Annotated in this window: 24 protein-coding genes, 1 other RNA gene and 2 pseudogenes; 13 read left to right on the plus strand and 14 right to left on the minus strand. The window is 46.0% G+C overall.

Annotated elements, in window-relative coordinates; translation table 11 throughout:
- Nucleotides 1–262 precede the first annotated feature (262 nt).
- On the plus strand, nucleotides 263–805 hold the full coding sequence (locus ACV7NC_RS14315; protein WP_458153318.1) for an NADH-quinone oxidoreductase subunit B family protein: 543 nt from the start codon (nucleotides 263–265) through the stop codon (nucleotides 803–805).
- A gap of 5 nt (nucleotides 806–810) precedes the next feature.
- Nucleotides 811–2,292, plus strand: coding sequence for a Ni/Fe hydrogenase subunit alpha (locus tag ACV7NC_RS14320; RefSeq protein WP_458153319.1), 1,482 nt, complete (start codon nucleotides 811–813; stop codon nucleotides 2,290–2,292).
- 128 nt (nucleotides 2,293–2,420) lie between these two features.
- On the opposite strand, the gene ACV7NC_RS14325 is transcribed toward ACV7NC_RS14320, so the two are convergent.
- From ACV7NC_RS14325 to ACV7NC_RS14340, 4 genes are all read right to left on the minus strand, one after another.
- Nucleotides 2,421–3,221 carry a hypothetical protein gene (locus ACV7NC_RS14325; RefSeq protein ID WP_458153320.1) on the minus strand — a complete coding sequence of 267 codons (801 nt, stop codon included), beginning with the start codon at nucleotides 3,219–3,221 and terminating at the stop codon, nucleotides 2,421–2,423.
- Nucleotides 3,222–3,296: 75 nt separating this feature from the next.
- Complete coding sequence (locus tag ACV7NC_RS14330) at nucleotides 3,297–4,571, minus strand: ATP-binding protein (RefSeq protein ID WP_458153321.1); 1,275 nt, start codon at nucleotides 4,569–4,571, stop codon at nucleotides 3,297–3,299.
- A complete protein-coding gene (locus tag ACV7NC_RS14335) occupies nucleotides 4,572–4,940 on the minus strand; it encodes a hypothetical protein (protein WP_458153322.1) in 369 nt (122 codons plus the stop codon). It abuts the gene before it with no gap.
- A complete protein-coding gene (locus tag ACV7NC_RS14340; RefSeq protein ID WP_458153323.1) occupies nucleotides 4,847–5,326 on the minus strand; it encodes a hypothetical protein in 480 nt (159 codons plus the stop codon). The genes ACV7NC_RS14335 and ACV7NC_RS14340 overlap by 94 nt, the downstream gene beginning before the upstream one ends.
- 454 nt (nucleotides 5,327–5,780) lie before the next feature.
- On the opposite strand from ACV7NC_RS14340, the gene ACV7NC_RS14345 reads away from it, so the two are divergent.
- From ACV7NC_RS14345 to ACV7NC_RS14380, 8 genes and pseudogenes are all read left to right on the plus strand, one after another.
- Nucleotides 5,781–6,683: a hypothetical protein gene (locus tag ACV7NC_RS14345; RefSeq protein ID WP_458153324.1), complete on the plus strand. Its 903-nt coding sequence runs from the start codon at nucleotides 5,781–5,783 to the stop codon at nucleotides 6,681–6,683.
- Between the two features lie 238 nt (nucleotides 6,684–6,921).
- Nucleotides 6,922–8,062 (plus strand): annotated as a pseudogene (locus ACV7NC_RS14350) (IS3 family transposase).
- A 192-nt stretch (nucleotides 8,063–8,254) separates the two neighbouring features.
- Nucleotides 8,255–10,438 (plus strand): VCBS domain-containing protein, encoded by a 2,184-nt coding sequence (locus ACV7NC_RS14355; protein WP_458153325.1) that lies wholly within the window; start codon nucleotides 8,255–8,257, stop codon nucleotides 10,436–10,438.
- Between the two features lie 460 nt (nucleotides 10,439–10,898).
- The gene (locus tag ACV7NC_RS14360) at nucleotides 10,899–11,780 is read left to right on the plus strand and encodes a peptidoglycan recognition protein family protein (protein ID WP_458153326.1); all 882 of its coding nucleotides are present in this window, start codon (nucleotides 10,899–10,901) and stop codon (nucleotides 11,778–11,780) included.
- 59 nt (nucleotides 11,781–11,839) lie between these two features.
- Nucleotides 11,840–12,646: a hypothetical protein gene (locus tag ACV7NC_RS14365; RefSeq protein WP_458153327.1), complete on the plus strand. Its 807-nt coding sequence runs from the start codon at nucleotides 11,840–11,842 to the stop codon at nucleotides 12,644–12,646.
- A gap of 369 nt (nucleotides 12,647–13,015) precedes the next feature.
- Nucleotides 13,016–13,552, plus strand: coding sequence for an inorganic diphosphatase (ppa, locus tag ACV7NC_RS14370; RefSeq protein ID WP_458153328.1), 537 nt, complete (start codon nucleotides 13,016–13,018; stop codon nucleotides 13,550–13,552).
- Nucleotides 13,553–13,613: 61 nt separating this feature from the next.
- Complete coding sequence (locus ACV7NC_RS14375; protein ID WP_458153329.1) at nucleotides 13,614–14,075, plus strand: hypothetical protein; 462 nt, start codon at nucleotides 13,614–13,616, stop codon at nucleotides 14,073–14,075.
- Between the two features lie 36 nt (nucleotides 14,076–14,111).
- Nucleotides 14,112–14,441: a hypothetical protein gene (locus ACV7NC_RS14380; protein WP_458153330.1), complete on the plus strand. Its 330-nt coding sequence runs from the start codon at nucleotides 14,112–14,114 to the stop codon at nucleotides 14,439–14,441.
- 34 nt (nucleotides 14,442–14,475) lie between these two features.
- On the opposite strand, the gene ACV7NC_RS14385 is transcribed toward ACV7NC_RS14380, so the two are convergent.
- On the minus strand, nucleotides 14,476–15,273 hold the full coding sequence (locus ACV7NC_RS14385) for a sulfite exporter TauE/SafE family protein (RefSeq protein ID WP_458153331.1): 798 nt from the start codon (nucleotides 15,271–15,273) through the stop codon (nucleotides 14,476–14,478).
- 31 nt (nucleotides 15,274–15,304) lie between these two features.
- A complete protein-coding gene (locus ACV7NC_RS14390; RefSeq protein ID WP_458153332.1) occupies nucleotides 15,305–15,760 on the minus strand; it encodes an EVE domain-containing protein in 456 nt (151 codons plus the stop codon).
- Nucleotides 15,761–15,874: 114 nt separating this feature from the next.
- On the opposite strand from ACV7NC_RS14390, the gene ACV7NC_RS14395 reads away from it, so the two are divergent.
- The gene (locus ACV7NC_RS14395; protein WP_458153333.1) at nucleotides 15,875–16,528 is read left to right on the plus strand and encodes a TlpA family protein disulfide reductase; all 654 of its coding nucleotides are present in this window, start codon (nucleotides 15,875–15,877) and stop codon (nucleotides 16,526–16,528) included.
- An 18-nt stretch (nucleotides 16,529–16,546) separates the two neighbouring features.
- On the opposite strand, the gene ACV7NC_RS14400 is transcribed toward ACV7NC_RS14395, so the two are convergent.
- The 7 genes from ACV7NC_RS14400 to smc form a co-directional block, all read right to left on the minus strand.
- The gene (locus ACV7NC_RS14400; protein ID WP_458153334.1) at nucleotides 16,547–17,188 is read right to left on the minus strand and encodes an HAD family hydrolase; all 642 of its coding nucleotides are present in this window, start codon (nucleotides 17,186–17,188) and stop codon (nucleotides 16,547–16,549) included.
- A gap of 82 nt (nucleotides 17,189–17,270) precedes the next feature.
- Nucleotides 17,271–17,448, minus strand: a non-coding RNA gene (ssrS, locus tag ACV7NC_RS14405) — 6S RNA.
- A gap of 18 nt (nucleotides 17,449–17,466) precedes the next feature.
- Nucleotides 17,467–17,766: a cell division protein ZapA gene (locus ACV7NC_RS14410; protein ID WP_458153335.1), complete on the minus strand. Its 300-nt coding sequence runs from the start codon at nucleotides 17,764–17,766 to the stop codon at nucleotides 17,467–17,469.
- A complete protein-coding gene (locus ACV7NC_RS14415; RefSeq protein ID WP_458153336.1) occupies nucleotides 17,759–17,956 on the minus strand; it encodes a hypothetical protein in 198 nt (65 codons plus the stop codon). Before ACV7NC_RS14415 ends, ACV7NC_RS14410 begins: the two co-directional genes overlap by 8 nt.
- Nucleotides 17,957–18,084: 128 nt before the next feature.
- Nucleotides 18,085–18,330, minus strand: coding sequence for a CDGSH iron-sulfur domain-containing protein (locus ACV7NC_RS14420; RefSeq protein ID WP_458153338.1), 246 nt, complete (start codon nucleotides 18,328–18,330; stop codon nucleotides 18,085–18,087).
- Between the two features lie 237 nt (nucleotides 18,331–18,567).
- The gene (locus ACV7NC_RS14425) at nucleotides 18,568–19,740 is read right to left on the minus strand and encodes a cell division protein ZipA C-terminal FtsZ-binding domain-containing protein (protein ID WP_458153339.1); all 1,173 of its coding nucleotides are present in this window, start codon (nucleotides 19,738–19,740) and stop codon (nucleotides 18,568–18,570) included.
- Between the two features lie 98 nt (nucleotides 19,741–19,838).
- Entirely contained in the window at nucleotides 19,839–23,384 is a 3,546-nt protein-coding gene (smc, locus tag ACV7NC_RS14430) for a chromosome segregation protein SMC (protein ID WP_458153340.1), read from the minus strand.
- A gap of 95 nt (nucleotides 23,385–23,479) precedes the next feature.
- On the opposite strand from smc, the gene queF reads away from it, so the two are divergent.
- A complete protein-coding gene (queF, locus tag ACV7NC_RS14435) occupies nucleotides 23,480–23,899 on the plus strand; it encodes a preQ(1) synthase (protein ID WP_458153341.1) in 420 nt (139 codons plus the stop codon).
- A gap of 312 nt (nucleotides 23,900–24,211) precedes the next feature.
- On the plus strand, nucleotides 24,212–25,345 hold the full coding sequence (locus ACV7NC_RS14440) for a LysM peptidoglycan-binding domain-containing protein (protein WP_458153342.1): 1,134 nt from the start codon (nucleotides 24,212–24,214) through the stop codon (nucleotides 25,343–25,345).
- Between the two features lie 18 nt (nucleotides 25,346–25,363).
- Here the strand turns inward: ACV7NC_RS14440 and ACV7NC_RS14445 are convergent.
- Nucleotides 25,364–26,359: pseudogene (locus ACV7NC_RS14445) on the minus strand (IS30 family transposase).
- Nucleotides 26,360–26,456 lie beyond the last annotated feature (97 nt).

Genomic DNA, 26,456 nt, shown 5'->3' on the forward strand with positions numbered 1-26,456 from the left:
CTCTTATGCATGATTCGCCGTTCAGTCCGGTATCGTTATACGCTTGTTTCATGATTTGGGTCAAGAAGTTCTATGCTTCCGCGCATGCAGTTATTGCTTCTATCCGGCTATCGTACGATCTACAAACAAATGCCTGATGACCACACCGGAGTGATCTGCCGTCATGCTATCATTCACAGATACCAAACGATCTTTTTCTACGGTTTGATCGTTGCTGTACCAGTAAAACCCGAGATGCCGGCATACTTCGCGGACAAGCCTGATGAATAAACCCAAAATCAAAATCGCTACAACTTCGCTGGCCGGTTGCTTTGGCTGCCACATGTCGTTTCTCGACATGGACGAGCGTCTTGCCGGTTTGCTAGAGCAAGTCGAATTCGATCGCTCCCCGTTTACTGATATCAAGCATTGTGGCCGATGCGATATCGGCCTGATCGAAGGCGGCGTGTGCAACGCCGAAAATGTGCATGTGCTACGAGAATTTCGCACGTACTGCAAAATTCTGGTGGCCGTGGGCGCGTGCGCGATCAACGGTGGCGTGCCGGCCATGCGCAACTATTTTGATTTGCAAGATTGTTTGGAAGAAGTGTATTTACAGGGCACCAATGTAACCCATCCACGCATCCCGGACGATCCCGAATTACCGCTGTTGCTCGACAAGGTATATCCGATCAGTGAAATTGTGCTGGTCGATTATTTTTTGCCCGGTTGTCCGCCTTCCGCCGAGGCTTTCTTGCAATTGCTGCAACCGTTGCTGATTGGACAGAAACCTGACATTGCCAGCACCCGATTGCACTACGACTGATAGTCATGGAACCAGACAAAACCGCATCATCAGGAACTCGCCGCATCGCCATCGATCCGGTTACGCGCGTCGAAGGGCACGGCAAGATCACGTTGCTGATTGATGATAATCATCACATAGTCGAAGCGCGGTTTCATATCGTTGAGTTCCGCGGTTTCGAGAAATTCATCCAGGGCCGGCCATACTGGGAAGTACCTTTTTTTGTGCAGCGGCTGTGCGGCATTTGTCCGGTTAGTCACCAGCTGGCAGCAGCGAAAGCAGTTGATCAGATCGCAGGGGTCGAACAACTGACGCCAACGGCAACGAAGCTGCGCCGCTTGCTGCATTTCGGCCAGATATTGCAATCGCATGCATTGCATTTTTTTCACCTATCATCACCAGATTTTCTGTTTGGATTCGGCAGCGATCCGCGGCAACGCAATATTGCCGGTGTATTGGAACAATACCCGGAAATCGCGCTGAAGGGCGTGAAATTACGCAAGTACGGTCAGCAAATTATCGAAGCGATTACCGGCAAGCGGGTGCACGGCACTGGCACCGTACCCGGAGGCATGAACAAACCGCTTACCCCCAATGAGCGCGACGCCTTGCTCGAAAATTTCGACGATATCCTGCAATGGAGCCAGGATGCCGTGACGTTGAACGAACAAATTCACACGGCGCATCCGGAACATCGTGATTTCGGCACCTTTCCCAGTCACTATCTGAGCTTGACCGGCAGCAATGGAGAGTTGGAGTTCTATCACGGCGGATTGCGCGCCGGCGCAGCCGACGGCAATGTGTTGTTCGACCAATTCGATTATTGCGATTACCAGCAACTCCTCAGCGAAGAAGTACGTTCGTGGAGTTATTTGAAGTTCCCTTATTTATCCAGTTTGGGTACCGAACGCGGCTGGTACCGAGTCGGCCCGCTGGCACGCATCAACAATTGCGATGTTATTACCACGCCACTAGCAGAAACCGCACATCAACGCTTTAAAGCTACTGGTAGCGGTGGTCCGGTGCATGATACATTGGCCTATCATTGGGCGCGCATGATCGAATTGTTGCATTGCACCGAATCGATTCATCTGTTGCTAACCGACACTGACATCACCGGCACAGACCTGCTGGCGGACAAAGGCAAACACCGCCCGCAAGGCATCGGCGTCATCGAAGCCCCGCGCGGCACATTGTTTCATCACTACCAAGTTAACGACGACGGTCTGGTCACGAAAGCCAATTTGATCGTATCGACCACCAGCAACAACCAAGCGATGAATGAATCGGTGCGCGCTGTTGCGAACCAATACCTGGACGGTCATGAAATCACCGAAGCATTGCTGAACCACCTCGAAGTCGCCGTGCGCGCCTACGATCCTTGCTTATCCTGCGCCACGCATGCGCTGGGAAAAATGCCGTTGCAAGTGATATTGCAACATACCAATGGCACAGTAATTCATCAGTTGAGAAAAGGTGTGAACGGAGAATTGAATCAGTTAAGTTGAACAGCTCGCGGGTGAAGTCAACGGATTATATTGTGTAAGGTTATTTTTATATGGAAGCCTTAGTAGCCTCTCATGTAAGTTACTTAGCCGGGACTAATCCCGTGTCATCCGGGTTTTATCGAGAAGCACTACATCCGCCATACCAGCAACGCTTGCGCGACATTTTCTTCAACGTTGGATCCCAGTTTATGGCTCCAATATTGCCATTCGGTACCGATAAAGACTTTCTTTGATTGTTTCAGCAGCAATTCGCCGATGTTGTAGCGAACCTGGATTTGACTGAAAAACCACGCATGAACTTGTCCGAATTGGTTGCGGCGTTCGCCGATATATTCCGCATGGCCTTCGATACTGAAGTTGGCTTTGAACAGTTTTAAAGGGTACTGGCCGTTGATGTCGATCATGAAGCTGTTGTTTTCCTTGACTGCGCGATCGCTGTAATCGATGTATGCAGTGATATCTGCGTTTAGAAATGTAAAACCAGGAAAATCCCAGGAAACGCGCAGACCTGGCAAATACTTCAGCACGCCGGGTGTGGGCGCCCAGTTGACGCCCATGAGCAGCCCAAAATCCTTGATCGGGCCGATCGCAAGATCAACGCCGGAGAGCTTACTCAAACTGAGACTGCCGTAATATTCGCCGTAATAATCCATTTTTCCTTGATGCGGCATCAGGGTGTCAAAGAACAAAAAGTTGTTGCCATAGCGCCAACCGTTGATATGCTGGAAAGTAACCACCGATGTATCGGCCTCCTGTTGCTGCAAAAACGGCTGTTTCAGTCTTCCGTATTGATAATGCAGTTCGGTGATGCTCCAATCGAAGCTGAAAGCCTTGGCTGAGAATTGCATCAAAAAAAAGCCGAATAGCAGGAATGACCGGTGAAGCGGTGTTTTGCGGGCTTGCTTTATTTGAGCGCTAGTCAGTATCAAAGAATGTGCTGTAACTCGTGTTGTCTTAGACGTTGTTTTACTCAGTTATTATCCCGGTGAGGTGCTGCAGCAAGCTCAATGGCCGAGGGTCTTCTCGATTGCTTGCTTGAAATCCTGAATATCGAAGGGTTTTGTAACGTACGAGTCAAATCCAGCGTTTATGCCTTTCTCGATATCTTCAACCATTGATGCCGCACTTAACGCGATAACAGGTATTTTTGCCAACGCGTGGTGTTTGCGGATGATGCGTAACGCGTCGATACCGCTCATCCCCGGTAAATTAATGTCCATCAGAATAAGTTGTGGCAGTTCTTTCTCGGCAGTCTCCAAGCCAAGCTCGGCCGTCGTTTCCACAAACAGCTGTATGCCCGGAAACAACAACGACATGAATTCTTTTATCAGTTCTTGATTGAAAAGATTGTCTTCGATATAGAGAATCTTTGCATTCACAGCCGCCATGTCAGTAATACCGGCTGCTGGCTTTTCTTCGGAAACCTTAGATTGGTCAATATTATCGCTTACTTGGGGTAACTCGAACCAAAACTCGGAACCGACCCCGGCGTTGCTTTCAAATCCGATTCTGCCATTCATAGACTCAATCAGGCTCTTGGTAATGGCCAGGCCGATTCCGGTACCTTCGATCTGACTGTTTTCGGCGCCAATGCGGTTAAAAGGTTGAAAAATCTGCTCCCGCTTCTCTTCAGGAATGCCGATGCCTGTATCGGAGACCGAGAACCGGATTGTTTCATCAGCCGTTTTCCGGTAACTCACGGTAACGCGCCCGTCTTTCCGGTTATATTTAATGGCGTTGGAGACCAGATTTAAAACAATTTGTTTCAGGCACTTATGATCGGTCCACACGAACAGCTTGGAATCATCGGGGTGATCAATTGATACAGCAATACCGTGCGCATTTGCCAATGGCTGTGAGAGCACCAGACATTCGTCGAGTACCTCGGGTACGGAAACCTGTTCCAGTTTCAATTCAAATTTGCCGGCGTCAATTCTTGCCAAATCCAGAACTTCGTTGATCAGCGCTAATAAATGCTGACCGCTGTTCATGATATGTTTCACATACTGCTTCTCGGTGCCGTGTGATGCATTCATGCCCAAATCCAGCAATTGTCCGAAACCGAGAATGGCGTTTAACGGTGTACGCAGTTCATGACTCATGCGGGATAGAAATTCCGATTTGGCGCGATTGGCTTTTTCTGCGGTTTGCTTGGCTTCCATTAATATTTGTTTTTGACGGTTTTGAGCATTAAGCCAGCCCCAAACCGCAAAGCCAATCATTATCGAAAAAGCAATACCGCCGATCCATAATCCATAAGAAAGCTTCGATGACTGCATTCAGCCGCCTTTGGGTACAGCCCCGAGTTGCCAGGTGCCGTTTGGTAGAATGACTTCCATCGTGATCGGGTGTTGCTCAAATAGGGAAGGCTCGCCAAAAAACACAGCGCCTTTAGGACCAGAACCATCCGCGCCGCGTATCGCTAGTTCAATATTGTTTTTCCCTTCATCGGAAATTCCCGCGTTGGCGAAAAGTGTATCTGCATTAATGACAAGGCTCGCTACGCCCCAATAACTCTCGTCTTGGTGGTCCGGTGTATGGATCCAGATCGGTGTTAAGCTGATGAAGGCAAGATTGCCTTCATCAGCTTTAGCGGCCCTGAAATAACGGTTTTGCGTGAAAGCATCGCGCGTTCTACCGGCGGCCATTGATCGGGATTGTCGCGGTAAACAAGACCGATTGCCATTTCATTGCCTTCGATCGGGAAAATGTGGTTTAACACATTATTGGGCGCTAAGCCGATGTTGCGGACACTGGTTTTTCCATGCAATAGCTCTCCGCCGACAATCCTGAATTCTGCTTCGGTAAAATGCGGATATGCTTTTACCAAGCTGACCAGCCCTCTGGTTATGTAAAGATTGGCGTTCACTTCGGATTCCAGGCGTGATCGTACCTGGCTTAACTGATCGATGACTTCAGCACGCAAATCTTTCTGAAATCGCGCGTGTTCCATTCTGCCAAGCGCAATCACTATCAACAATAGAAAAACAGTGACTGTTACGGCGATCCACGTGGAGTGAGAGAAGATTTTCATGCGCACTTTGTTTTGATACGTTTGGTAGGCGCCCTATAGTGTAACTATTAGCTTAAGAATCAATAGGCCAATAAAACAATTAATACTACCGCATTGATCGAAGATGTTTTTCCTTGATCTAGCAGGCCGTTGAAAAGCTATCTGCGTTGCCGCTACGGTGTTAAAAACAAGCTCAAAATGCTCATTTATACCGCATAAACTGCGCTTTTTCGCCTGTTTTAGCCTTGTATCGGCTGCCTCGAAAACGTTTTTCAACAGCCTGCTAGACGTGCAAAAACTGACACTCGATAGAGTACGATTATAGTATTTTTTCCAATGTTTGATAAAACGCGCTATGAATGACAACCGTACTATTTTTGGATAGGTATATGCCGATATATTGAGCCGGTTATGTGGAAGCAAGGGTGTTTAAATTTTTGTATCAGCGATATAGCAATGCTGGAAAAGGAGGAGAATGCAGAATAGAAAAGTTATCATGAAAGCAAGCGCTTACTCTGGTTTCGTCATTATGGCGGCATTCATTGTGCATGCGGTTTTCACTTCCAGCAGTTCTACAGCCGCAATTGGCTTGATATTTATACCCTTGTATGGATTTTTAGGGGCGGGCGTATGCTGGGCTTTGGTTTACAGTGCTTTTGCTTTGTATGATTTGCGTTCCGGCAACATTACATGGAACAGCCGGAATGTGCTGTTTGCATTGGTATTTTCAGCTTTATGCTTGTCAGCGGGGGCAGGTTTGTTTCTGCAGCAAAGCGCACTGACGGTTGCGGCAAACCCAACGTCCACAGGGCAAGCGCTAGAAGAGATCAGTCAACGCTGGATTCCATGGGGTCGGCGTGAAGTTGATATGGCGCTGGCGCAGCATCCGGCAACGCCGCATGAAATACTCGGAATGCTGGTGGAATCCAGCGGCGATGCAGTGGTGCAACAGGTCGGTGCAAACCCAAATACACCGCTTGCAGTTCTGGAAAAGATTGCATCTGGGCCGCTCACTTATGAGCGGGTTGCAGGGTTGGCTGGCAATCACAACATTTCACATGCGATTATGGAACAATTGCTGATTGCGGTATCGAGCGATGTGCACGTAACCGATCCAGTCCGGCGCAGTTTATACAAAACCTATGTTCTCGCGGCGCTTGCTGCCAATTCAGCGCTGCCGCAAGATCTCTTCGATCGCTTGGCGGCGATCGATTCACCGGCGCATTTTCTGGTGCTTGCGATCATCAACGCACCCCGTGCCAAATGCGAGCAGATGTCACGGTTGTTGGTTTCCGAACCTGCATTGGAAAATGCCAGTTTATATAATACCGTGGTGCGAAAACTGAATGAGATAGGGTGTCCGGTCGAAGATTCATAACCTTGCGCTTGCAAACTGATCCAGTCAGTACTGCTCGGCGATCAATTCCTTAAAAATGCCAACGGTAGACCTGTTGGCTAAAAACATTTCTATTTTTAGGCTAATGCAGTTCTCCTTTCTGAAGCGAGAATCATTGACTATCGCACAGAAGTGGATCCAGTTAGCTGGACACCAGAGGGTCAAAGTTAAGGAGTTATTTTCTGTATGATTATTTTTATAAATAAGAGGAGTACAGAAAATGAGCAAGAAACGCAGAAATCATTCACCGGAGTTTAAATCAAAAGTTGCACTGGCGGCAATCAAGGGCGACAAGACGCTAATCGAGTTAGCCCAGCAGTATGGCATCAACAGCAATCTGATTGTGAAGTGGAAGAAACAGCTGATTGATAACAGCAATGAAATATTTGCGTCGGGTAAGGGGCTGGCGTCGGATCGGGAGTCAGAGATTCAATCACTGCAAGCCAAGATTGGTCAATTGACCATGGAGAATGATTTTTTGTCCAAAGCGCTCGATCGCTAGATCGGGCGCGGAGGAAAGATATGGTTCAGACGGCACATCAGCTCCCCAGGGTGCGGCGTTGCGAATTGTTGGATATACCAAGATCGAGCAGTTATTATCAACCGCAACCGGTAGCTAAAGAAGATCTGTTGCTAATGCAATTGATTGACCGAATTCACATGGATAAACCTTTTCTTGGTTCGCGGCGAATCGTAGATGCGCTGGTAGAACAAGGCCATAAAGCAGATAGAAAACATGTGCGGCGTTTAATGCGACTCATGGGTATACAGGCGATTCATCCTGGTCCGAAGACCTCGAAGCCACATCTGCGGCACAAGGTATACCCATACTTGTTACGAAATCTGGAGATCAACCGGGCCAATCAGGTGTGGTGCAGCGATGTGACCTATCTGCCGATGGCATCCGGTTTTCTTTATCTGACAGTCATTATGGATTGGTATAGCCGCAAGGTGCTGAGTTGGCGTGTATCTAACAGCCTGGATGCCAGCTTCTGTATCGACGCACTTGAGGAAGCGGTTTACCATTATGGAACACCGGATATATTCAACACAGACCAGGGATCACAGTACACCAGCGAAGCTTTCACCAGCGTATTGAAAAACCACGGCATTGATATCAGCATGGATGGCAAGGGTGCTTGGAAAGATAATGTGTTTGTCGAACGCCTATGGCGTAGCGTCAAATATGAGGAAGTTTATCTCAATGCTTATGAATCAGCGTCTGAGGCCAAGCAATCATTGGCAAAGTATTTTCCTTTTACAATGAAAACCGGAAGCACCAGACCTTGATGGCTACGCCAGATCAGGTTTATTATGAGTCGGTCAGGCTGCAAAAAGCAGGTTGGTATATCGGAAAATAACTCCTTAGGAATCTGTCCGAAAAATGGGGTCCACTTCTCATCGATTTGCTTGGATTTTTCATAGTCTGGGTTGTTTTGTATTCGATGCAGAATCAGTATAATCATTAAAAAGGGGAAATCGGGCCTCTATATTGATTTCGTAAACTAGAAATTAGCAATAGAGCGGAAGAATTACTCTCAAAGGAGAGAATCATGATCAATACCATACCTCGAAAGCCCGATGAAAAACCATCGGCAAAACCAACACCAGTAGTTGCCCGCAATGATGTATTTAATAATACCGGATTGACCGAAGATTCTAGCGGTATTGTGACGCTGGATGTGATGAAGAATGACTCGGGCGGGAAAAATTTGGTGCTCTGGTCGGTTGATAATGGCGTCAATGCGGCAACAGATTTGTTAATCCAAGACAAAGCCAGAACTCGGGAGGCTAGTACAGATCGGAGTGCAAATGGCGGTGTTATCTGGATTACAAACGATGGAAAAGTGGGTTACGACATTACCACTGTGTCGATCACATTCAAAGCCCAGTTACAAGCCCTTGCTGCCGGTGGATCATTGGAGGACACTTTTGCCTACGCAATTAAACTTGGCAGTACGATTAGCTGGGCCACCGCAACGATTAATATTTCCGGTGTCAATGATCCTGCCAACATCAGTGGAACAGCTACTGGCGCATTGACTGAAGATAATGCAACGAATACTGCTAACGGTACCATAAGTGTAGCTGATGTGGATGGCGGGGAAGCAGTTTTTCAACCGGTATTGCCAGCGGCACTGGCGGGTACCTACGGTAATTTTACTTTCAACGTTATGACTGGTATTTGGGGTTATACGTTGGACAACAGTAAAGTGGTGACCCAGGCTTTAACGAGTGCGTCGATTGTGACCGACAGTTTAACGGTTAAATCTGCTGATGGTACTGCTGAGCAAGCTATCACTATTACCATAGCAGGCACCAACGATATACCCGTTATTTCCGGGGCGACATCCGGCAGTGTGACTGAAGATACTGATCTGGTAAATATCGTTATGTCTTTCGGCGCAGCCAGCTTATATACCGTGGGGAATTCGTATCCTAATAGCGTTGCTATAGGCGACGTAAATGGTGATCACAAACCCGATATTGTTACTTCGGATGCAGGTATCAATTCGGTATCCGTGCTACTGGGTAATGGCTTAGGTGCTTTTGCGTTGCCCGACGTGATTGGTGTTGGCGCCGTTCAGCCTTTGAGTGTGGTTCTGGAAGACATGAACGATGACGGCAATCTTGACATTATCACTGCGGATGCAGCGAGCAGCGCAGTATCGGTGTTGCTGGGGAATGGTTTAGGTGCATTTGGTGCGCCTGGTGTGTTTGGAGTGGGCGCGACTAATCCCCATAGTGTTGTAGTAATGGATTTGAATGGCGACGGTAAGCGTGACATCGTTACCGCTAATACCGGTAGCAATACCGTGTCGGTATTGTTAGGTAATGGTTTTGGTATTTTTGGCGCACCGAATATATACGGTCTTGGAGCTACATCTAATCAACCAGCCAGTATTGCTGTAGCGGATATTAATGGTGATAGCTATCCCGATATTGTTACGGCGAATTATGGCAGCAACAACGTTTCGATCTTGTACGGTGACGGGGTAGGTGCATTTAGCTTAGCGAGTGAACTCAGTGTGGGAGCATACGGACCTTTTGGAATTGCTGTAACCGATATGAACGGGGACAATCGACTCGATATCGTGACGGTTTCCACAGATAGCAACGCCGTGTCGGTTCTGTTGAGCAGCGGTCCAGGGATCTTTGGTGCACCGAGTTTGTATGATGTGGGAGGACTTCATCCTGACGGTATGGATGTAGTGGATGTGGATGGTGATGGTAATCTTGATATCGTTACGGTGAATTTTAATAGTAATGATGTGTCGGTGCTGCGCGGCGACGGAGTAGGTGCTTTTGCTGCACCGAGTGTATATAGCGCGGGTGCTTCCCATCCTTATGCAATTGCTGTTGAAGATATAACGGGTGATGGCAAGCCCGATATTGTTACCGCCGATTTGGGTAGCAATGTCAATGCGATATCGGTGTTACTCAACAAGAGCCGCGGAGATCTCGTAACCAGCGGAATGCTCAGCATCAGTGACCCGGATACTGGTGAGTCGAGTTTTGTGGCTCAGTCTGATGTGTTGGGCAATCACGGTTACGGCAGATTCAGTATCGACACAGCGGGTGTATGGCACTACACAGCCGACAATAATCAAAGCGCCATTCAGGCATTGGATGCAGGAGAGACATTGACTGACAGTTTTACTGTAGCCAGTATTGACGGATCTGTGCATCAAGACATTACTGTCACTATCGTCGGAGTTACCGAAGCGTTGTTTTAAGCTGGGTTATTTCACCATAAAGGATGGAGAAGCGGTTTGAGATATTCTGTACCTATCTTATTGGCACTTTCTGTATTGTTAAGCAAGAACTGAAGACGAGTCCGCTTTATGCCTTAATCAACTGGATTCGGTAAATCACTTGCTTTATCCATTCGGTCGGATCGGACTATCCCTCATTTAGACTGCATTGCTAAATTGTGGTAAAGGACGATTGAATAGCTCACTGTGTTGCGCCTGCAGCATTTACCGGTCAAGCTGTGATGAAGCTAGGTGGAGTAAAGGCAACTAAACCAGACCAGATTCTAGGAGAGTAGAAAAGATGGACAAAATTTTGTATGGCACAGCAGCAATAATAATGATTGTCGCCATTGCCTATGGTGGATCATGGTTGTATCAGTTTCTGGTCGAATTTTTCAAAAAAGCGATATAGTCTGAAAATACTCCAGAGGAGATATTTACAATGCATGTGCAGATCAACGAGAAATTCATGATCCCATTAGCTGCGGGGAATGCGGTCAGTAAAGGTTGGACCAGTGCCACACAGCATCGGCCAATGGGGGTAACCTGGCATTGGACGGCATCATGGAATTTACAAGGTTGCCGGGATACCATCGGTGGCAGCCACCCGACGCAAAAGGGAATTGCTTCGGCACATTACGGAGTGGGTCGGAGTTTTTCCGAAGGAATTGATCGGTATGTCTCGCTCGAAAACCGGTCATGGCATGCAGGTAAAAATCAATTGCTGCGATGGGATGGGCAATCTTCCAACGAGAATACCAAAGGCGCGCGCGCTACTATCGGAGTTGAAACGGTGAATATCGGGTATGCGCGTGACGGTGTCAAAGCCGGTCCGGATTGGATCAAGGCGCATTCTCCAAACGGCAAGCAAGCGATGCTGATACAGCCTTGGACAGAAGAACAGATAGAAATGATGATTCAAGTCGGGCGTGAGATTATCGGGCGCTGGCCTGCGATTACTTGGCAGGATCATCATGGCCATCACGATGCTTGTCCTGGGTATAAAGTCGATGTTGCGGGGTTTCCGTTTGCCCGAGTGTTGCGAGGGATCTACGATGATCCAGCAATTCCCGATATCTGGTCGCCGTTCTGGACCTCGGCGCAACGGCAACGCGCACTGGTGAAACTTGGCTATGATTTAGGTCGCTTCGGTCCCAATGGCGATGGCGTTGATGGCGATTGGGGCCGCACCAGTGATGCGGCGCTCTCCGCATTCCAGAAACAAAATGGCTTGATCGTCAATGGGTATTGGACAACCTTTGTTTCACGGGTTGTATGGAATTCACTTAAGGATCGAGGTATTGATCCGGATTCTTTGATTTAACCACTTGCGGTGTCTGCCGGAGTTCTGGTCTTGATCCTTAGCCTGTTAGCAGGAGTGACATGATGCCTTACCCTATGCTGCAACTTGTATCCGATGGTATTAAACGGCTAGCGGTGTACCGCGATCCGCTTTCGAGATCGATGGATGCGGTTATTTGGTTGCATGGCGGCAATGGTGATGCAACCGAGTTTCTGAATGGTATCCGCCCGCGTGTGGATGTGATCGATATTGCGCCACAAGGATTAGTGACTGGTTCCAATCCGGGATGGACCAATCCTTGGGAATCCGATATCCCTGAGAACGCCATTGACAACTTGATCGATATCCGGTTCATGGCATTGCTGGAAGCGCAAATCCGCATTAAATTCAGCTGTGTTAAGCGTGTCTGGTTGTGTGGATTTTCAGCTGGCGGCGGCTTGGTATGGTCGGTTTGGGCAATGCGACCGGTAATTCCACAAACATTCAGCGGATTGTGTGCGGTTGGTAAGAAGTTGCGCCGCACTTCCGAGAAATCCTGGAAATGGAATGCGGAAGCGGTACCGGCGATTCCATTTGTGATGATAAATGGCGACAGCGATTCGCCAGACGGTGAATCAACTGAATCCAGCGAACATTTTTCCTGGCAGGAAAGCTATGCTCAGGCACGCCTAGTCAACGAAAACACCATTAATGAGCCAAGTATTTCCAGTTTTCCAGTTTGCGGTGAATCGTCCAATAAAGTGCGTCTCAAGATTGCTTCCGCCGGGAAAGCGCCGACCGCTCGCTATGTGGTTGAGGGAGTGGGGCATGTATGGCAGTGCAGCGAGACTTGCCATACTGACGATCTTGTGATCGAGCGCTTCCGAGCTTTTGGATTGGGGTGGTAGTTAATTTTCTGATTTCATTTCAGTGAGTTTTGCAAACTATCTGATTTTCAGTACTTTTGCGATCGGGGAGTATTTATGCTTTTTCCTTTCCGCATATTGTCCACAATATGATACGGATGGTTTGTTGCCATGGGGTGAAGCGGTCGCATCGCCGGACGGTCTTGTATACGGTGGTTTTTCGGACTGGCGTTTGCTGTGGAGCGGTGTTAGATGCTTCATTTGTGAGAATAATGCTGAGAATATCGGCACAAACGATTGCAGGTGGTCGTTTGACAGTCCTATTGGTCTTAAGTACACTGAAATCAAAAGTGAATGCGATCAAGTATTCACGTCTAATATTCCTTCACTTATCGCGAGAAATTTCATTCTATGGATATCAACGCCATTCCTGTTGGCAGTAATGTACCGAATACTGTCAATGTCATCATCGAAGTTCCGACCGGCGGGGAGCCGGTAAAATACGAATTCGACAAACAGTCCGGTGCATTGTTTGTAGATCGCATATTGCATACGCCGATGCGCTATCCGGCCAATTATGGTTTTATTCCGCATACGTTATGCGATGATGGCGATCCACTTGATGCGCTGGTAATTGCCCGTTCACCTTTTCTCGCCGGTTGTGTGGTGCGTGCTCGGCCGATTGCCTTGCTGCATCTTGAAGATGAACATGGCGGGGATGAGAAACTGATCTGTGTGCCGGATAATAAGACCTTTCCCTATTACGCTCATGTTTGCGAGCGCGACGATTTGCCGGATATTGTTTTTCAGCAGATTGAACATTTTTTTACGCATTACAAGGATCTCGAGCCGGAGAAATGGGTGCGTGTTGGCCATTGGGGGACTGCCGCCGAGGCACGTGAAATGGTGATGCGTGCCATCGAGATGGCCAACACTACGGATAAGTAAGGAAAAAATGGAGTCGGATTGACGGGTGTTATCCAGATGGATTACTAACAGGGAGGAAGTAATGATGAAAATTGAACACGTGATATCGCGGTATCCAGGGTTTTTAGCTGCTTTTTCCCTTACAGTAATGCTGGTTCTGGCTGGCTGTACTGTTAAATTGATCAGCAGTTATGACGAAGCCACCGACCGGGCGGTCACGGATTTACAACGGAAGACGGAAGCGCATTTGGTGGTGCTGGAATCGGTCGAGGGGCTACCGGAATGTACGTTTGAACACCATAAGCAGTTTTATGACGAAGCCAAAGTCGACATTAGCGCAATTACCGTGCGTGCTGCGGCGATTCCCAAAAACGATATAACCACCGAACAGACCACTTTACTTGCCAACAATTTCGATAATTTGGAGAAACTGCATAAAATCGCTTGTTTATCAAAAGATCAAGTCACGCTCGTGCGCTCGCATTTTAATACCAGTTTTACTGCGATTCTGAAGCTAGAGCTTGCCAAACGCCGTGGCGAGTGACTTCCGCGATTCTATTTTAAGTGAAAGGAGAACAAGATGAGCCTTGATGCGGTTAAGCTGGGGAAAGACATAGTGGCTGCACTAAGCGGTAGCCTTGGTGATAAATGGCCGGATGTGAAAGATTATGCTGAATCCGAGGCGAAAAAACTGGCACAGACGCTGGTGATGATCGGAACATTGCGAGCAGCCGGTAAAATCAATGATGAACAAGCAGCTCTCCATCTCGAGATGCAAAAAAATGCTTCGCGTATGGTGCTGATGACAATCGAAGGATTGGGGGTTCTGGCTGCGGAAGCGGCTATTAATGCCGCGCTCGGTGTTATCAAGGATACTGTTAATAAAGAAATCGGATTTATATTGCTGTGACCGATGTAATGATTGTTTGACGGCGCAATGGCGATTACAACAAGCTCAGCAGCATCCGGATGCCCAAACTATAAAGCAATACCACAAAGATACCTCGCAAAATTGCAGTTTTGGTCGAGTGTGTGAGCTTTGCGCCAAGCGGCGCTGTCAGCATGCTGGCGGAAACCAGCATTGTCAGTGCCGGTAAATAGACATACCCCAGACTGTATTCCGGCAGATTTCCACCATGCACTATTCCATTCGCTATGTAGCCGGCAGTGCCCGCAAGTGCTATCGGAAAGCCGATTGCAGCTGCCGTGCCGATGGCGTGCTGGAGCCTGACATTACAGAGCGATAAGAATGGAATCGACAATAATCCACCGCCGATGGCAACCAAGCTCGATAGGGCTCCGATGATGCTACCAGCCAGAAACATGCCGAATTTACCTGGTAACTGAAAGATTGCGCTGGGGCGGAATTGCAGCAGCATTTGTGTGGCAGCGTAGAAGATAAAGATTACAAATATCAGGCTTAAGAATTGTCCCGTCAATGATCCCGCCAGCGTAGCGCCAGCGATAGTGCCAAGAACAATACCGGGTGAAATATTTTTTACGATCTGCCAGTCAACGGCGCCATGGCGATGATGCGTGCGCAAGCTGGCCATTGATGTAAAGATGATGGTTGCCATGGTGGTGCCAAGAGCCATATGGATAATGCGGTCGGCTGGGAAATCCTGAGCGGTGAACAGAGCAATCAAAACCGGTACGATGATCAAGCCGCCGCCGATGCCGAGCAGGCCTGCGAAGAATCCAACAAATCCACCGGTCAGTAAATAAATTATCCACCATTCCATGATTGGGTCTCTGAAACAATGAGGGATCGGATTATAGAATGGTCAGGATGAATCGCCATTCTGCCGGATCAACCGGTGTAATCGATAAGCGGTTGCCGGTTTGCAGCACACGCATTTTTTGTAATTCAGGATATCGTCTGAGTTCCTTGATCGGGATCAGGCGGGTGCGTTTTGTCAGCGTAAGTTCAACGTTATACCAGCGCGGGTTGTCGGGCGTAGCCCTAGGGTCAAAATATTTACTGACAGGATTGAATTGCGTAGCATCCGGGTAGGCCGGCTTGCTGACTCTTGCGATTCCCAGAATGCCGGGATCTTTGCAGCAGGAATGATAGAAAAATACTGAATCGCCGATGCTCATTTGATTACGCATGAAGTTGCGCGATTGATAATTGCGCACGCCTTCCCAGGCAATGGTTTGGTTGGGTTGCGCCAAAAAATCCTCGATACTGAATTCGTAAGGTTCTGATTTCATTAACCAGTAGCGCATTTTTAGAAAAACTGTAAATTGGAAGGAAGTTTGTCTCGATAAAATCTTTCAATGTGTTCTCGCAAATATGCTATTTTGGCTGCATTATGGATGCACATTCTAACTTCTTTTGCGATGAATAATCACACACTTTCTGATATTACGGTCGATGTCTGGGTTCAGGGAGGACCGCTTGCACTTCCCGATTTGATTGGATCTGTCGTTTTAGTCGAAGTTTTTCAAGTCAATTGCCCTGGTTGTTTTATCTATTCGTTACCGCGTGCGGTTGATCTGCATCAGCGCTATCATGAGCAAGGATTGACGGTAATTGGGTTGGCTACCGCCTTCGAAGATTACGATAAAAATACGCTGGAGAATTTGCAAAAATTGGTGGCAACCGGTGAAGTAATTGGTGAAACGTTAAAGGCATTGGATCAGTATGGCATGCTGTCTGAAGGCAAACTTTCCTGGAAAATACCTTTTGCCGTGGGAATGGATCGTGTAGTAGCGGAAACCGAGCCTGTCACCGATGAGCGGGTACAGAAGTACGCTCATGAATTTTTGCCGAATTTTGAAAATTTTACCGACGATCAAAAAAAATCAGTGTTAGAGCAGGTCAGGCACTATTTGGAGCAAAAATCAATGCGCGCTGAAACTTTCGAACGCTTCGCTTTGCAAGGTACGCCTTCTTGTATTTTATTTGATCGCAAAGGTGAATTAAGAGATGTTTCATTTGGTCAGATCGACTACAAGCAAGCTATGGTTGAGCATTTTTTGGCGGAAAAATAGCCGTTGTTGATTCCAATATTATTGATCTTGGGTTATTAATTTTTTCTCGAGCCAATTTTCAAAAGCCGAGTGATTATTAATGTCGTATTGCCAGCATCGCAAATTCATCGTTTTTCCGGCGAGAATATTCTGCGGCTGGTCATCAATATAAACGGTTAAAGCTGGATTGAGCCGGAAGGTATCGATTGCATGCCGATAGATTTCCGGATCAGGTTTCAGAATCCCGACTTCAAACGAAAACACTCTGTGTTGAAATAAAGAAAACTCCGGATATCTTGTGAAAATCCATGGTGAATGGATGGCGTTGATGTTGGATATCAATATCAATGTGTACTTGGCATCAGCAAGTTTTCGAACTCGTTGCCACATGGGTTCATTGACCGTGAAAATCTGCTGCCAAGCTTGATAGAACTGTTCCCGAGTTGCATTGCTGCCAAGGATTTGCAGTGCCCAGTCTGCGTAGCTGAACGGGTCAATGAGTCCGGTCTCAAGTGCGTTCTTTTGTTCGAGAATGTGACAAATTCGTTCATGAGGGTTTGAAATGGTATTCGGTATCAATCGAATCAGTGAAGACTCAAAATCAAAATCCAATAGTACTTTACCAATATCAAACAGAAATGCTGTCGGTGCAGGAATAGGGGAAGGGTTACCTTGCTGCATGGTAGGATTTTATGATGTTATAGATGAGAAGCTAAAAATCAAAAGGACAAGAAATATAAATTTAATATTTCTTGTCCTGAAATGGCTCCCCACATATGCCGTCAGGCTATCATCTTGAACCATACGGTTCAAGGCGGCTGTTTCATGGATACATCAGGCACATCCCATATAGGCGCGCACAACAATATCACTAAAATCCACAGCCAGTTTTTAACAATTGGTTCAAAGAATATAAACCTTAACAAACATCGCAGGGATTAACCTTTTTTGCAATAGCATCAACTTTCCTTCAATGTTATTGCTTCATCAACTTTCTTTTTTAACGCTACAATTCTACGCTTAAATTCTTCTAAGTCAAAACCGGTTCCATGGCGAAGTGATAATAATTCATGGGTTATTTTTAGTGCCGCTACAATCGCAATTTTATCGGAATCGACAACTTTTCCTTCGGCTTTGATTTCCTGAATTTTATCATCAAGATAAACCGCTGCCAGTTGAATTTCTTCTCGCTCTTGTTCTGGGCAGCTAATTTGAAACTCTCGTCCCATGATATTTATTTTCAGCAATTCATTATTCATTTTTTGGAATAGTCGTCAAAAGTGTTTCAAGCCGATCTGCGGCAACATGAATTTTCTCATTGAGCTTTTCACATTGTTCGTGAGAAGCTGCCAGCTCTTTGCGCAGCTTACTGTTTTCGGAACGGCTATCCTGATACAAACGAATAAGCAGATAAACCTTCTCTTCCAAAGATCTTAGTTCTGTTTCCATGTGACACTAACTCTCGAATAATTAATAGGTTAAAGAATATGTAACCGATTTACAATTCTATTTAAGTGCCCTAGAAACATTATTTTTTTATTAGTTGTTGCGTTAGTATTTATATGGTTATGCAGCGATTACAGCTTGTTATGAGTACCATCGCAAAATGGAAGGTTACCGGTTTTCTTGCAAGTGCATAACCAAGCAGTTTTGTTTTCACTGACAGAAAATTTATGAGGTGTAAATCCGGTGTTTCTATGAGAACCATCGCAAAATGGTTGCGATTTACTTTGACCGCAAGTACACCAAAAGTAATCTTTTCCTGACTCAAGTTTTACTTCTATCGGCGAAAAACGTTTTGCTTTATTTGAAGATTCGCTCATTTTTATATCTCTTTAATAAAATAATAATATCCATTAGTTTAAATAATCATGCTTACATTAGAAAGATACATAACTTAGAAATTCATTTTTTCTCATTAGGATAGATCATCATTCTATTTCTTCTTCTAGCAAGGTTCTCTAATAGATTGTAATAAAAAGATTAAGTAGAACTTTCAAATTTGATAGCGATTACGGATGCTTAAGCCATTATCTTTAGTTTTGAGTTGAAAAAAATATTTAAACGAATAGACGCAGCGCACTTGGGCTGCCTGCCAGAATATGATTATTTTTCATAATGTTTTGTATTTCAATGAGTTGCTGCTTGCTTCTTTGGATACCGCTATCGCTCAGTGGAACACGATTATCGTCAACCATAATGCCACCCAATGTATTCGAAAAAATTTTCGCAAGATGTGTCATTTGATCGAATACTCTTTCACCATGTGCTACTCGTGGGACATCCAGTAAGAAAGTGACGCCATGTGTAGTTAATGATTTCATGTTTTCTGGCAGAAATGGCGAGGATTCATAGTTGCTAAGCGTGAATAAAGTATTGTTACTTTCATCACGATATTTAAACAATCCATCCGAATCAAGCTTGAATCCGGATGCTTCGGCCAATGCGCGAATTTTGGTGCCAACAAAGGCGCCGTCATCTTTACTGATAATATTGATGCCGATCATGACATCGACATCGGCGCAAAATTTATCAAGCGCGACTGCTTTCTCGTGTGTGCTGACAATATCCGGACATTCCGCTGTGGCTTGAGTTTGTGATGCAAAATCGAGCACCAAATCGCGGAACTTCGATAAATTCACTTCACTGATCGGTCCAGCTCTGTCCGCCAGTTGCAGGCAGCCTTTGATATGACCATAGCCATCGCTATCAACGTTGGATTCATTGGTGATCTCTTCCCAAGGCTCATCTTTATCGGGTTGCCCCAGCCAATAGACTGGTTTACCGAAATCAAATTTTCTTTGCAGTAATTTTGCGATATGGGTATTAGGTATGACCGATTCCGAGCGAATATTGACGATATAATTGGTGTTGCTGTCATAATCAAGCAAGGGGGAAGTCGCGGACGAACTGCTAACAATGTTTGATTGAATGAATGTGCTTGTGGTGTGAGCGGCGGGTGGAATTGGCACTTTCGGAGATTCGTCGAGTGGTGGCTCTTTTTGCCCAAGCCTATCTGATTGAAGCTCTGGCGGAGCTTTATTGAATTTGGGTTCAATTCGCTGAAATGGATCTTCAGTATTCGGATCGTCCAATAAAATGTCATCATGTTCATGATCGAATGCAGCTTGCATATTGCGCCGATAACGCGCTTGCTGCAACCAATTGAAAACTACTACACCAGCAATAACGATGATACCGATGATGATTAAACTTATCTGCAAGTCACTCATACTTATTTTCTCCAAATTACCTTCTGCTTTTTCTAAAACGGTTGCATTTCATTTGATGACAAAAGATTACGTCAGCGATCGCTGATTGACAACAATCACTATTTTATCGTTGCGCTATCCCGTTTTCCCATCTTGATCGCATCTGCCAAGTCGACAGCGACGATTCTCGAAATACCTTGCTCTTGCATTGTAACTCCGATTAGGCGCTGTGCCATCTCCATTGTTATTTTATTATGGCTGATAAAAATAAATTGCGTGCGTTCCGCCATTTTTTTCACCAGCTCGCAAAAACGGCCGGTATTACTGTCATCGAGCGGAGCGTCGACTTCATCCAATAAACAAAAGGGGGCCGGGTTAAGCCGGAATAATGAAAAAATCAAGGCGAGTGCGGTCAAGGCTTTTTCCCCACCGGACAATAAATGGATAGAGCTGTTCTTTTTGCCGGGTGGTTGTGCCATCAACATCAATCCGGCATCGACGGTGCAGTCATCATACAGCGCAAGCCTGGCATTTCCACCGGAAAAAATTAACGGAAAAATCTCGCTAAGATGTTGATTGGTCAAATCCAGCGTTTCTTGCAGCCGCATTTGTGTCTCTCGGTCAATCTGCTGCATGGCGTGATCTAAAGTTGCGATTGCTGCGCTTAGATCTTGAATTTGGACCAGAAGATTGGACTCTCTTGCCCTTGAAATCTCGAGTTCCTCCAGCGCGGCAAGATTGACAGCACCTAGAGCTGCAATTTCAGTATTCAGTTGTTGAATGCGGGCTTGTAAAACGGCTGATTTTTGGTTTTTAAGCAGTGGTATCAGTTGCCCGGTATCAATTCCTGTTTCCCGAATCATCTCATCTAGTTGACGGATAGTCATGTCGGCTGCTTGTTCTTGAAGACGGGCTTGATTAATATCCTCGCGCAGGGCGTATGATTTTTGTTCGGATGTCATGCGGGTACTGCCGAGCTGGTGTAACTGGCGGGCGATCCTGTCTGCTTCGTTCCGCATATGCACGGCTTCTTGCTTGATTGTTTCGCGTTTTGCCAATGCTGCATCTAAGCTGGTTTGGAGCGAAGAAAAGTCCACCTTGTTTTTTTCTGCATGCAAAACATCCCGTTCTTCGCTCAATCTTTGATAGCTTGCACCAATAGTGAGTAAGCTGTTTTCGATCTCGATAATTTTGTTTTGGCAGGTTTGCAAATAGAATGTTGCTTCCTGGAGTTCTTTTGAGGTTTGCAGTATTTTTTGCTGTTGATCGATAAACCGTTGGTTTGCGGTTTCCCAAGCAAGCTGGGCTTGATACACGCTAGATCTGGAAGTTTCGATTCGCTTCAGATTTTCTTGATACCGCTGATTTGCTGATTGTTGTTGGGCGAGCTCGCTATTCAATGCTTGTTCGATTTCAAGTAACTCACGACTGACTTGTTCGCTGCGGTGGATGGCGCGCTCGTGGATTTGAGTCTGCTTCACCAGTTCCAGTTGCTGTTGATGGTATTCCTGCTGCAAGCGCTTGCTTCTTTCATTTGCTGCATGGACTGCTTGCTTTAATTCATTGCACTGCTGATTGACTTGTGTCATGCACTGCTGCTGTTTTTCTAATTGTGATTCAAGCTGGGCGATTTCCTCACGCAATTGAACCAATTCTTTCTGTCTGGATAAAACCCCGTGCAAGTGCGAATCGGGCGCGTAGAATGCAATACTGTGATGTGTAATTCTATGTCCTTGCGGCGTGACTAGCTGTTCTCCGGGGATTAGCGATGATCTTTGCTTTATGCCTTTCTGAAGATTTTCAACCACGTAAACATGGCGCAGCCAATGTTCCAATACCGGCCCGATTCCGGATTGACCAGTTTCGATATGGTCAAGCAATCGCTGGCAAACATTGGCTGTCGGAGTGATTCCGGTCACGGATTTTGAAGCTGAGACGCGGCTGTTTTCAAAAACCGCCCATTTTCCGGCTGGCGCTTCCTGAGTCCAATCCGGAATTTCTTCCAAACACGAAAATTCAATGCTGTTAAGCAGCTCGCGTAACACCGCTTCTAAAGCGATTTCCCAGGTCGCGTCGACCTGAATTTTTTGCCATAGTCGTGGAAAATCGTGCCATTGGCGTTGATTCAGCCATGACATGAGTTCCTGATTGTTTTCCAGTTTTTGCTGTAAGTTCTGTAAGGCGTTAAAGCGTGCCGTTGCTTGAGATATCGCTTGTTGCGTTTTTTGCAGTTGAGCCGCAATTTGCTCTTTTTTTGCGATACGGTCCGATAGTTGATTTTGAGCACCTAGAAGCGCATGATTTTCTTCATTGAGCGCTTCTTCCATTTGCTTTGCGGCGGCTTCAAGCTCGACTAATTTTTGGGGATCGATATATTCCGATTCATTTTTTTCTTTGATCAAACGGGTTCGGCGTGCTTCAAGTTGCTGGATATTTTTGAGCGAATAGGCTTGATGATTTTCTTCGATTTGGTTGGCTTGCTCGATGATTAGGAGGTTATGCCGGCACTCGCTCAATTTATCTTGGCAGCTACGAAAGTTTGTTTCCGCTGCCGGTAGCTCCGTGCTTTCTTGGTTATTATTAATAACGCATCGCTGATAAATGATTTCAGCTTTTAGTTTTTCCTGTTGCCAATGAACAAGCTCTTCATTTTTGGTGACTTTATTTTGAGAGCACGCTTGTAGCTGAGCTTCAACTTGCAGAATTTGTTGTGTGATACGTTCTTGGGTGCTTATTAAGTGTTTGATTTCTAGCTCTAAATGTCCTGTTTCTGCTTCGGCTGTGTACAGTTCTCCCTGGACTCGAAGTTGCGCTTCATTGATGGCGCTTTCATCTGTGCGCATTTTTTCATATTCATTTTCTGCATCGCGTACGCGATGCAGCATATTTTCAAGCTCGTTTTCAAGTTGGACAATGGTTTGTTGCGCCAATTGGTGCTGTTGGCTGGCTTCAGCTTTACGTTGCAACCAAAGCATGGTTTGCGCTTCCAACAGTTTTTCTTGCAATAACTTGTATTGCTGCGCATTTTGAGCCTGGATTTCAATCTGCTGCAGTTGGGTTTCTAGTTCTTGCCGGATATCTTCCAGCCGGATGAGGTTTTTTTGTGCGTCAGCGAGTCGCGTGGAAGTTTCTTGCTTTCTTTCCCGGTATTGAGAAATCCCTGCGGCTTCTTCCAAAAAACTTTTTAATTCTTGCGGTCTTGCCTCTATGATTCTGGAAATCATGCCTTGTTCAATAATGGCGTATCCTCGTCCACCGACACCGGTACCGAGAAAAAGATCTGCAACATCGCGGCGCCTAACGTGCAAGTTATTGATGTAATAATTTGATTGGCCATCTCGCTGCAAGACACGCTTAATAGCAATTTCGGCATAACTGGACCATTGACCGGAGATCTGATTCAAGTGATTATCAAAAATCAATTCGACACTGGCGCGGCCAACTGCTTTCCGGTGATGCGATCCTGAAAAAATAACATCTTGCATCGAATCGCCCCGCAATGCCGAGGCTTTGGATTCTCCGAGAACCCACCGTACGGCATCGATAATATTGGATTTGCCGCAACCATTAGGACCCACGATGCCTACAAGGTCGTGTGAGATAGAAATTGCAGTGGGTTCAACGAATGATTTGAAGCCGGCGAGCTTGATTTGTGCTAGGCGCAATTTTTTGTTTATCGGATTAGGCGGTTATAATAGGCAACCGCGTTATCCGCGCTTTGTTGTATCAGTATTGTTTAATTTTACCATGAGCATGAAGAATGACTAGTAAACCTCAGAAGTCTCTTGAAACATTTCCTAATCCCTATGCAGACCGGGATTATCATATTCATATGGAAATTCCAGAATTTACCTGTTTATGTCCCAAGACAGGGCAACCGGATTTTGCAACTTTGATTCTGGATTATATTCCCGACAAGAAATGTATTGAATTGAAAAGCCTCAAACTTTATATCTGGTCATACCGGAATGAAGGGGTTTTTCATGAAGCGGTCACTAACAAAATTCTTGATGATTTCGTCGCTATCCTGAAGCCCAGATACTTACGTTTGATCGCGCGCTTTTATGTCCGGGGAGGGATTTTTACCAATGTGACTGTTGAACATCGGAAAAAAGGATGGAAGCATAAGTCATTGATTATAATGAATGAATCTATAAGTCAATCAAATATTCGAGAATGAGTATTAATTATTATTTTTAATTACTATAAATAAGATATTGATTTATAGGTATTATCATTATTTCATGATTTCCTTATATGAAAAAAATAGTTTGCAAAGACGATTTTTTTAGATATCCTGTAGGCCAGTATGGATATGGAAAATTGTATATAGATGATTTTAAAAAGAAATGGCTTCATTGTTTTATTGTTGTCGCTAATTTTTTGGTCTTTTTTGTTCTCATCAATAACTGCTTACGCTGATAAATTAGAACCAATCAAAAAAACGCAGCATCATGAAAATTTGTGGGATCGCATCCGTAACGGGTTCGCATTGGCACTCCCACCTGACAATAGAACAATTCGAAAGATAGAAGCACCGTATACGCAAAATCCTCAAGCGTTCAATCATATTGTTGCAAGCAGCGAGCGTTATTTGTTTTATGTGGTGGACGAAATCGAGCGCCGCAACATGCCGATGGAAATCGCGTTGATTCCGGTGATTGAGAGTTCCTATAATCCTCTGATTAAATCGGATAATCGATCGGCTGGCTTGTGGCAATTTATCCCGGAAACAGCAAAGATATTGGGATTGACACAGAATGTGTGGTATGACGACCGGCGGGATATCGTCGCATCAACGCAGGCTGCTCTCGACTATCTTCAGTATCTATATCGAAAATTTGATAATTGGAAGCTAGCCATTGCTGCTTATAATGTCGGAGAAGGTGTCGTCAGCAAAGCATTGGCCCGGAACATGCATAAAGGCAGATCGGCGAGTTTCTATGATCTGAATCTGCCGATAGAGGCCAAGCATTATGTATATAAGCTACTGGCTATAAAGGATATCGTAGCCAATTCTAAGAAATATGGTATTCAGCTCCGGCCGATACCGAATCGACCTTATTTTGACGAGGTAAAGATTCATGAGCACATCGATATTTCTCTGGTGACCCGCTTGGCAAATATCTCAGACACAGAATTTACTGCACTTAATCCAGCCTACAACCGCTTTGTCATAAAAATCTTGGACGAGCCAAGGACATTATTATTACCAAAGGATAAAAAAGATACATTTGTCAAGAACTTGGAAACATACCAAGATCCGCGATTCTCATGGCAAATTTACCATGTGAAAAAAGGTGAGAAAATTAATGACGTTGCCGTTCGTCATGGTACAACGGTAAAACAATTGCAAGCCATCAATGGAATCGCAAGAAATAAAAATCTTACCTTTGGGCAAAAAATATTGGTTCCTCAGTTAGTTGCTGAGAATGAGGTCGATACGATCACACAAAAAAGAAAACCATTGCAAATTGGTAAATCCGATGTGCATATTGTGAAAAAAGGCGATACCTTATATCACATTGCCAAACGCTACCGTACAACGGTTGATCAGATTAAGCAGTGGAATAACAGCAACGAAAATCTGTCAGTCGGCCAGAAGTTGTATATCGTAAGAATCTAGTTGTTTTACTCGGCGGATTCAATTTCGAAGTGCAACACCTAACGGTAATTTAGTGTAGCGCACCGTCTTCCCGAAGAATATCTCAAACGGGATTCTGAATCCAAGCACTTTGCGTGGCCGGTGGTTGAGTCTATCCACCGCCCATTGCACTTGTTCCTGGGTAACCTCAATCAGCTCCATTGCCTTGGGGAAATACTGGCGCAGCAACCCGTTGCTGTTCTCGTTCAAGCCACGCTCCCATGAACGATAGGGACGGGCGAAATAGACATCCGCATCCAGTTCCGCCGCGATGGTTTCATGCTCTGCAAACTCTTTCCCGTTGTCGAACGTCATGGTGTAGCACTTGTCTTTATGGGGACGCAGTAGCCGCATTATCGCCGCCGTCACACCCGATGCCTGTTTGCCAGGTACTTGGGCTGCCAGCAGGTAACGCGACTTCCGCTCAGCCAATGTGACCAAGGCGCCTCGATGGTTCTTACCGATCACGGTGTCGCCTTCCCAGTCGCCTATGCGGCTCTTCTGATCGACAATCCCCGGGCGCTCGTCAATGCCAATCCGGTTCTTGATCGTGCCCCGGCGCTCTTGACCGCCCGCGTAACGTTTTCTGCGTGGTTTCTGGCAGCGCAAATGTTGCCACAGGTCGCCACCACGGCGTTTGTCTTCATAAATGTGCACGTAAATCGTCTCATGGCTGATTCTCAACCCGCATTCCAGTGTAAGTCGGCAAGATGCTTGTTCCGGGCTCATGTCCAGCCGGATCAACCGTTAAATCTCCGCCCATTCTGGCAATGAGAAACGCTGGGCATTGACGCATTTCTTTCGACGCTCATCCCGCAATTCCTGCGCTTGCTTTGGACGCCAGCCACGCCGGCCTTTGTTCCGCCCGAATTCCCGGGATATCGTCGACTTGTCTACGCCCACTTCATCCGCAATTTGCTTTTGGTTCAATCCCGCTTTCTTCAAACCGGAAATCTGGTATCGTTGCTCTCGGGTGAGCTGCTTGTAGTGCTTCATCTGTGCTCCTTTTACTTGGTGTTTAAGCAGCTCCGATACTACCGCAGCTTGCCTATAAACTTCCTTACAAAAGTTGCACTTCAATGTTGAATCCGCC

Source organism: Nitrosomonas limosa (genome assembly GCF_054188085.1).

Excerpts from the sequence above, each read along its gene's own strand:
- ACV7NC_RS14315 (WP_458153318.1), top strand. The coding sequence starts at position 263 with ATGAATAAACCCAAAATCAAAATCGCTACAACTTCGCTGGCCGGTTGC.
- ACV7NC_RS14320 (WP_458153319.1), top strand. The coding sequence starts at position 811 with ATGGAACCAGACAAAACCGCATCATCAGGAACTCGCCGCATCGCCATC.
- ACV7NC_RS14330 (WP_458153321.1), bottom strand. The coding sequence starts at position 4,571 with ATGCAGTCATCGAAGCTTTCTTATGGATTATGGATCGGCGGTATTGCT.
- ACV7NC_RS14335 (WP_458153322.1), bottom strand. The coding sequence starts at position 4,940 with ATGGCCGCCGGTAGAACGCGCGATGCTTTCACGCAAAACCGTTATTTC.
- ACV7NC_RS14340 (WP_458153323.1), bottom strand. The coding sequence starts at position 5,326 with ATGAAAATCTTCTCTCACTCCACGTGGATCGCCGTAACAGTCACTGTT.
- ACV7NC_RS14345 (WP_458153324.1), top strand. The coding sequence starts at position 5,781 with ATGCAGAATAGAAAAGTTATCATGAAAGCAAGCGCTTACTCTGGTTTC.
- ACV7NC_RS14355 (WP_458153325.1), top strand. The coding sequence starts at position 8,255 with ATGATCAATACCATACCTCGAAAGCCCGATGAAAAACCATCGGCAAAA.
- ACV7NC_RS14360 (WP_458153326.1), top strand. The coding sequence starts at position 10,899 with ATGCATGTGCAGATCAACGAGAAATTCATGATCCCATTAGCTGCGGGG.
- ACV7NC_RS14365 (WP_458153327.1), top strand. The coding sequence starts at position 11,840 with ATGATGCCTTACCCTATGCTGCAACTTGTATCCGATGGTATTAAACGG.
- ppa (WP_458153328.1), top strand. The coding sequence starts at position 13,016 with ATGGATATCAACGCCATTCCTGTTGGCAGTAATGTACCGAATACTGTC.
- ACV7NC_RS14375 (WP_458153329.1), top strand. The coding sequence starts at position 13,614 with ATGATGAAAATTGAACACGTGATATCGCGGTATCCAGGGTTTTTAGCT.
- ACV7NC_RS14380 (WP_458153330.1), top strand. The coding sequence starts at position 14,112 with ATGAGCCTTGATGCGGTTAAGCTGGGGAAAGACATAGTGGCTGCACTA.
- ACV7NC_RS14385 (WP_458153331.1), bottom strand. The coding sequence starts at position 15,273 with ATGGAATGGTGGATAATTTATTTACTGACCGGTGGATTTGTTGGATTC.
- ACV7NC_RS14390 (WP_458153332.1), bottom strand. The coding sequence starts at position 15,760 with ATGCGCTACTGGTTAATGAAATCAGAACCTTACGAATTCAGTATCGAG.
- ACV7NC_RS14395 (WP_458153333.1), top strand. The coding sequence starts at position 15,875 with ATGAATAATCACACACTTTCTGATATTACGGTCGATGTCTGGGTTCAG.
- ACV7NC_RS14400 (WP_458153334.1), bottom strand. The coding sequence starts at position 17,188 with ATGCAGCAAGGTAACCCTTCCCCTATTCCTGCACCGACAGCATTTCTG.
- ACV7NC_RS14410 (WP_458153335.1), bottom strand. The coding sequence starts at position 17,766 with ATGAATAATGAATTGCTGAAAATAAATATCATGGGACGAGAGTTTCAA.
- ACV7NC_RS14415 (WP_458153336.1), bottom strand. The coding sequence starts at position 17,956 with ATGGAAACAGAACTAAGATCTTTGGAAGAGAAGGTTTATCTGCTTATT.
- ACV7NC_RS14420 (WP_458153338.1), bottom strand. The coding sequence starts at position 18,330 with ATGAGCGAATCTTCAAATAAAGCAAAACGTTTTTCGCCGATAGAAGTA.
- ACV7NC_RS14425 (WP_458153339.1), bottom strand. The coding sequence starts at position 19,740 with ATGAGTGACTTGCAGATAAGTTTAATCATCATCGGTATCATCGTTATT.
- queF (WP_458153341.1), top strand. The coding sequence starts at position 23,480 with ATGACTAGTAAACCTCAGAAGTCTCTTGAAACATTTCCTAATCCCTAT.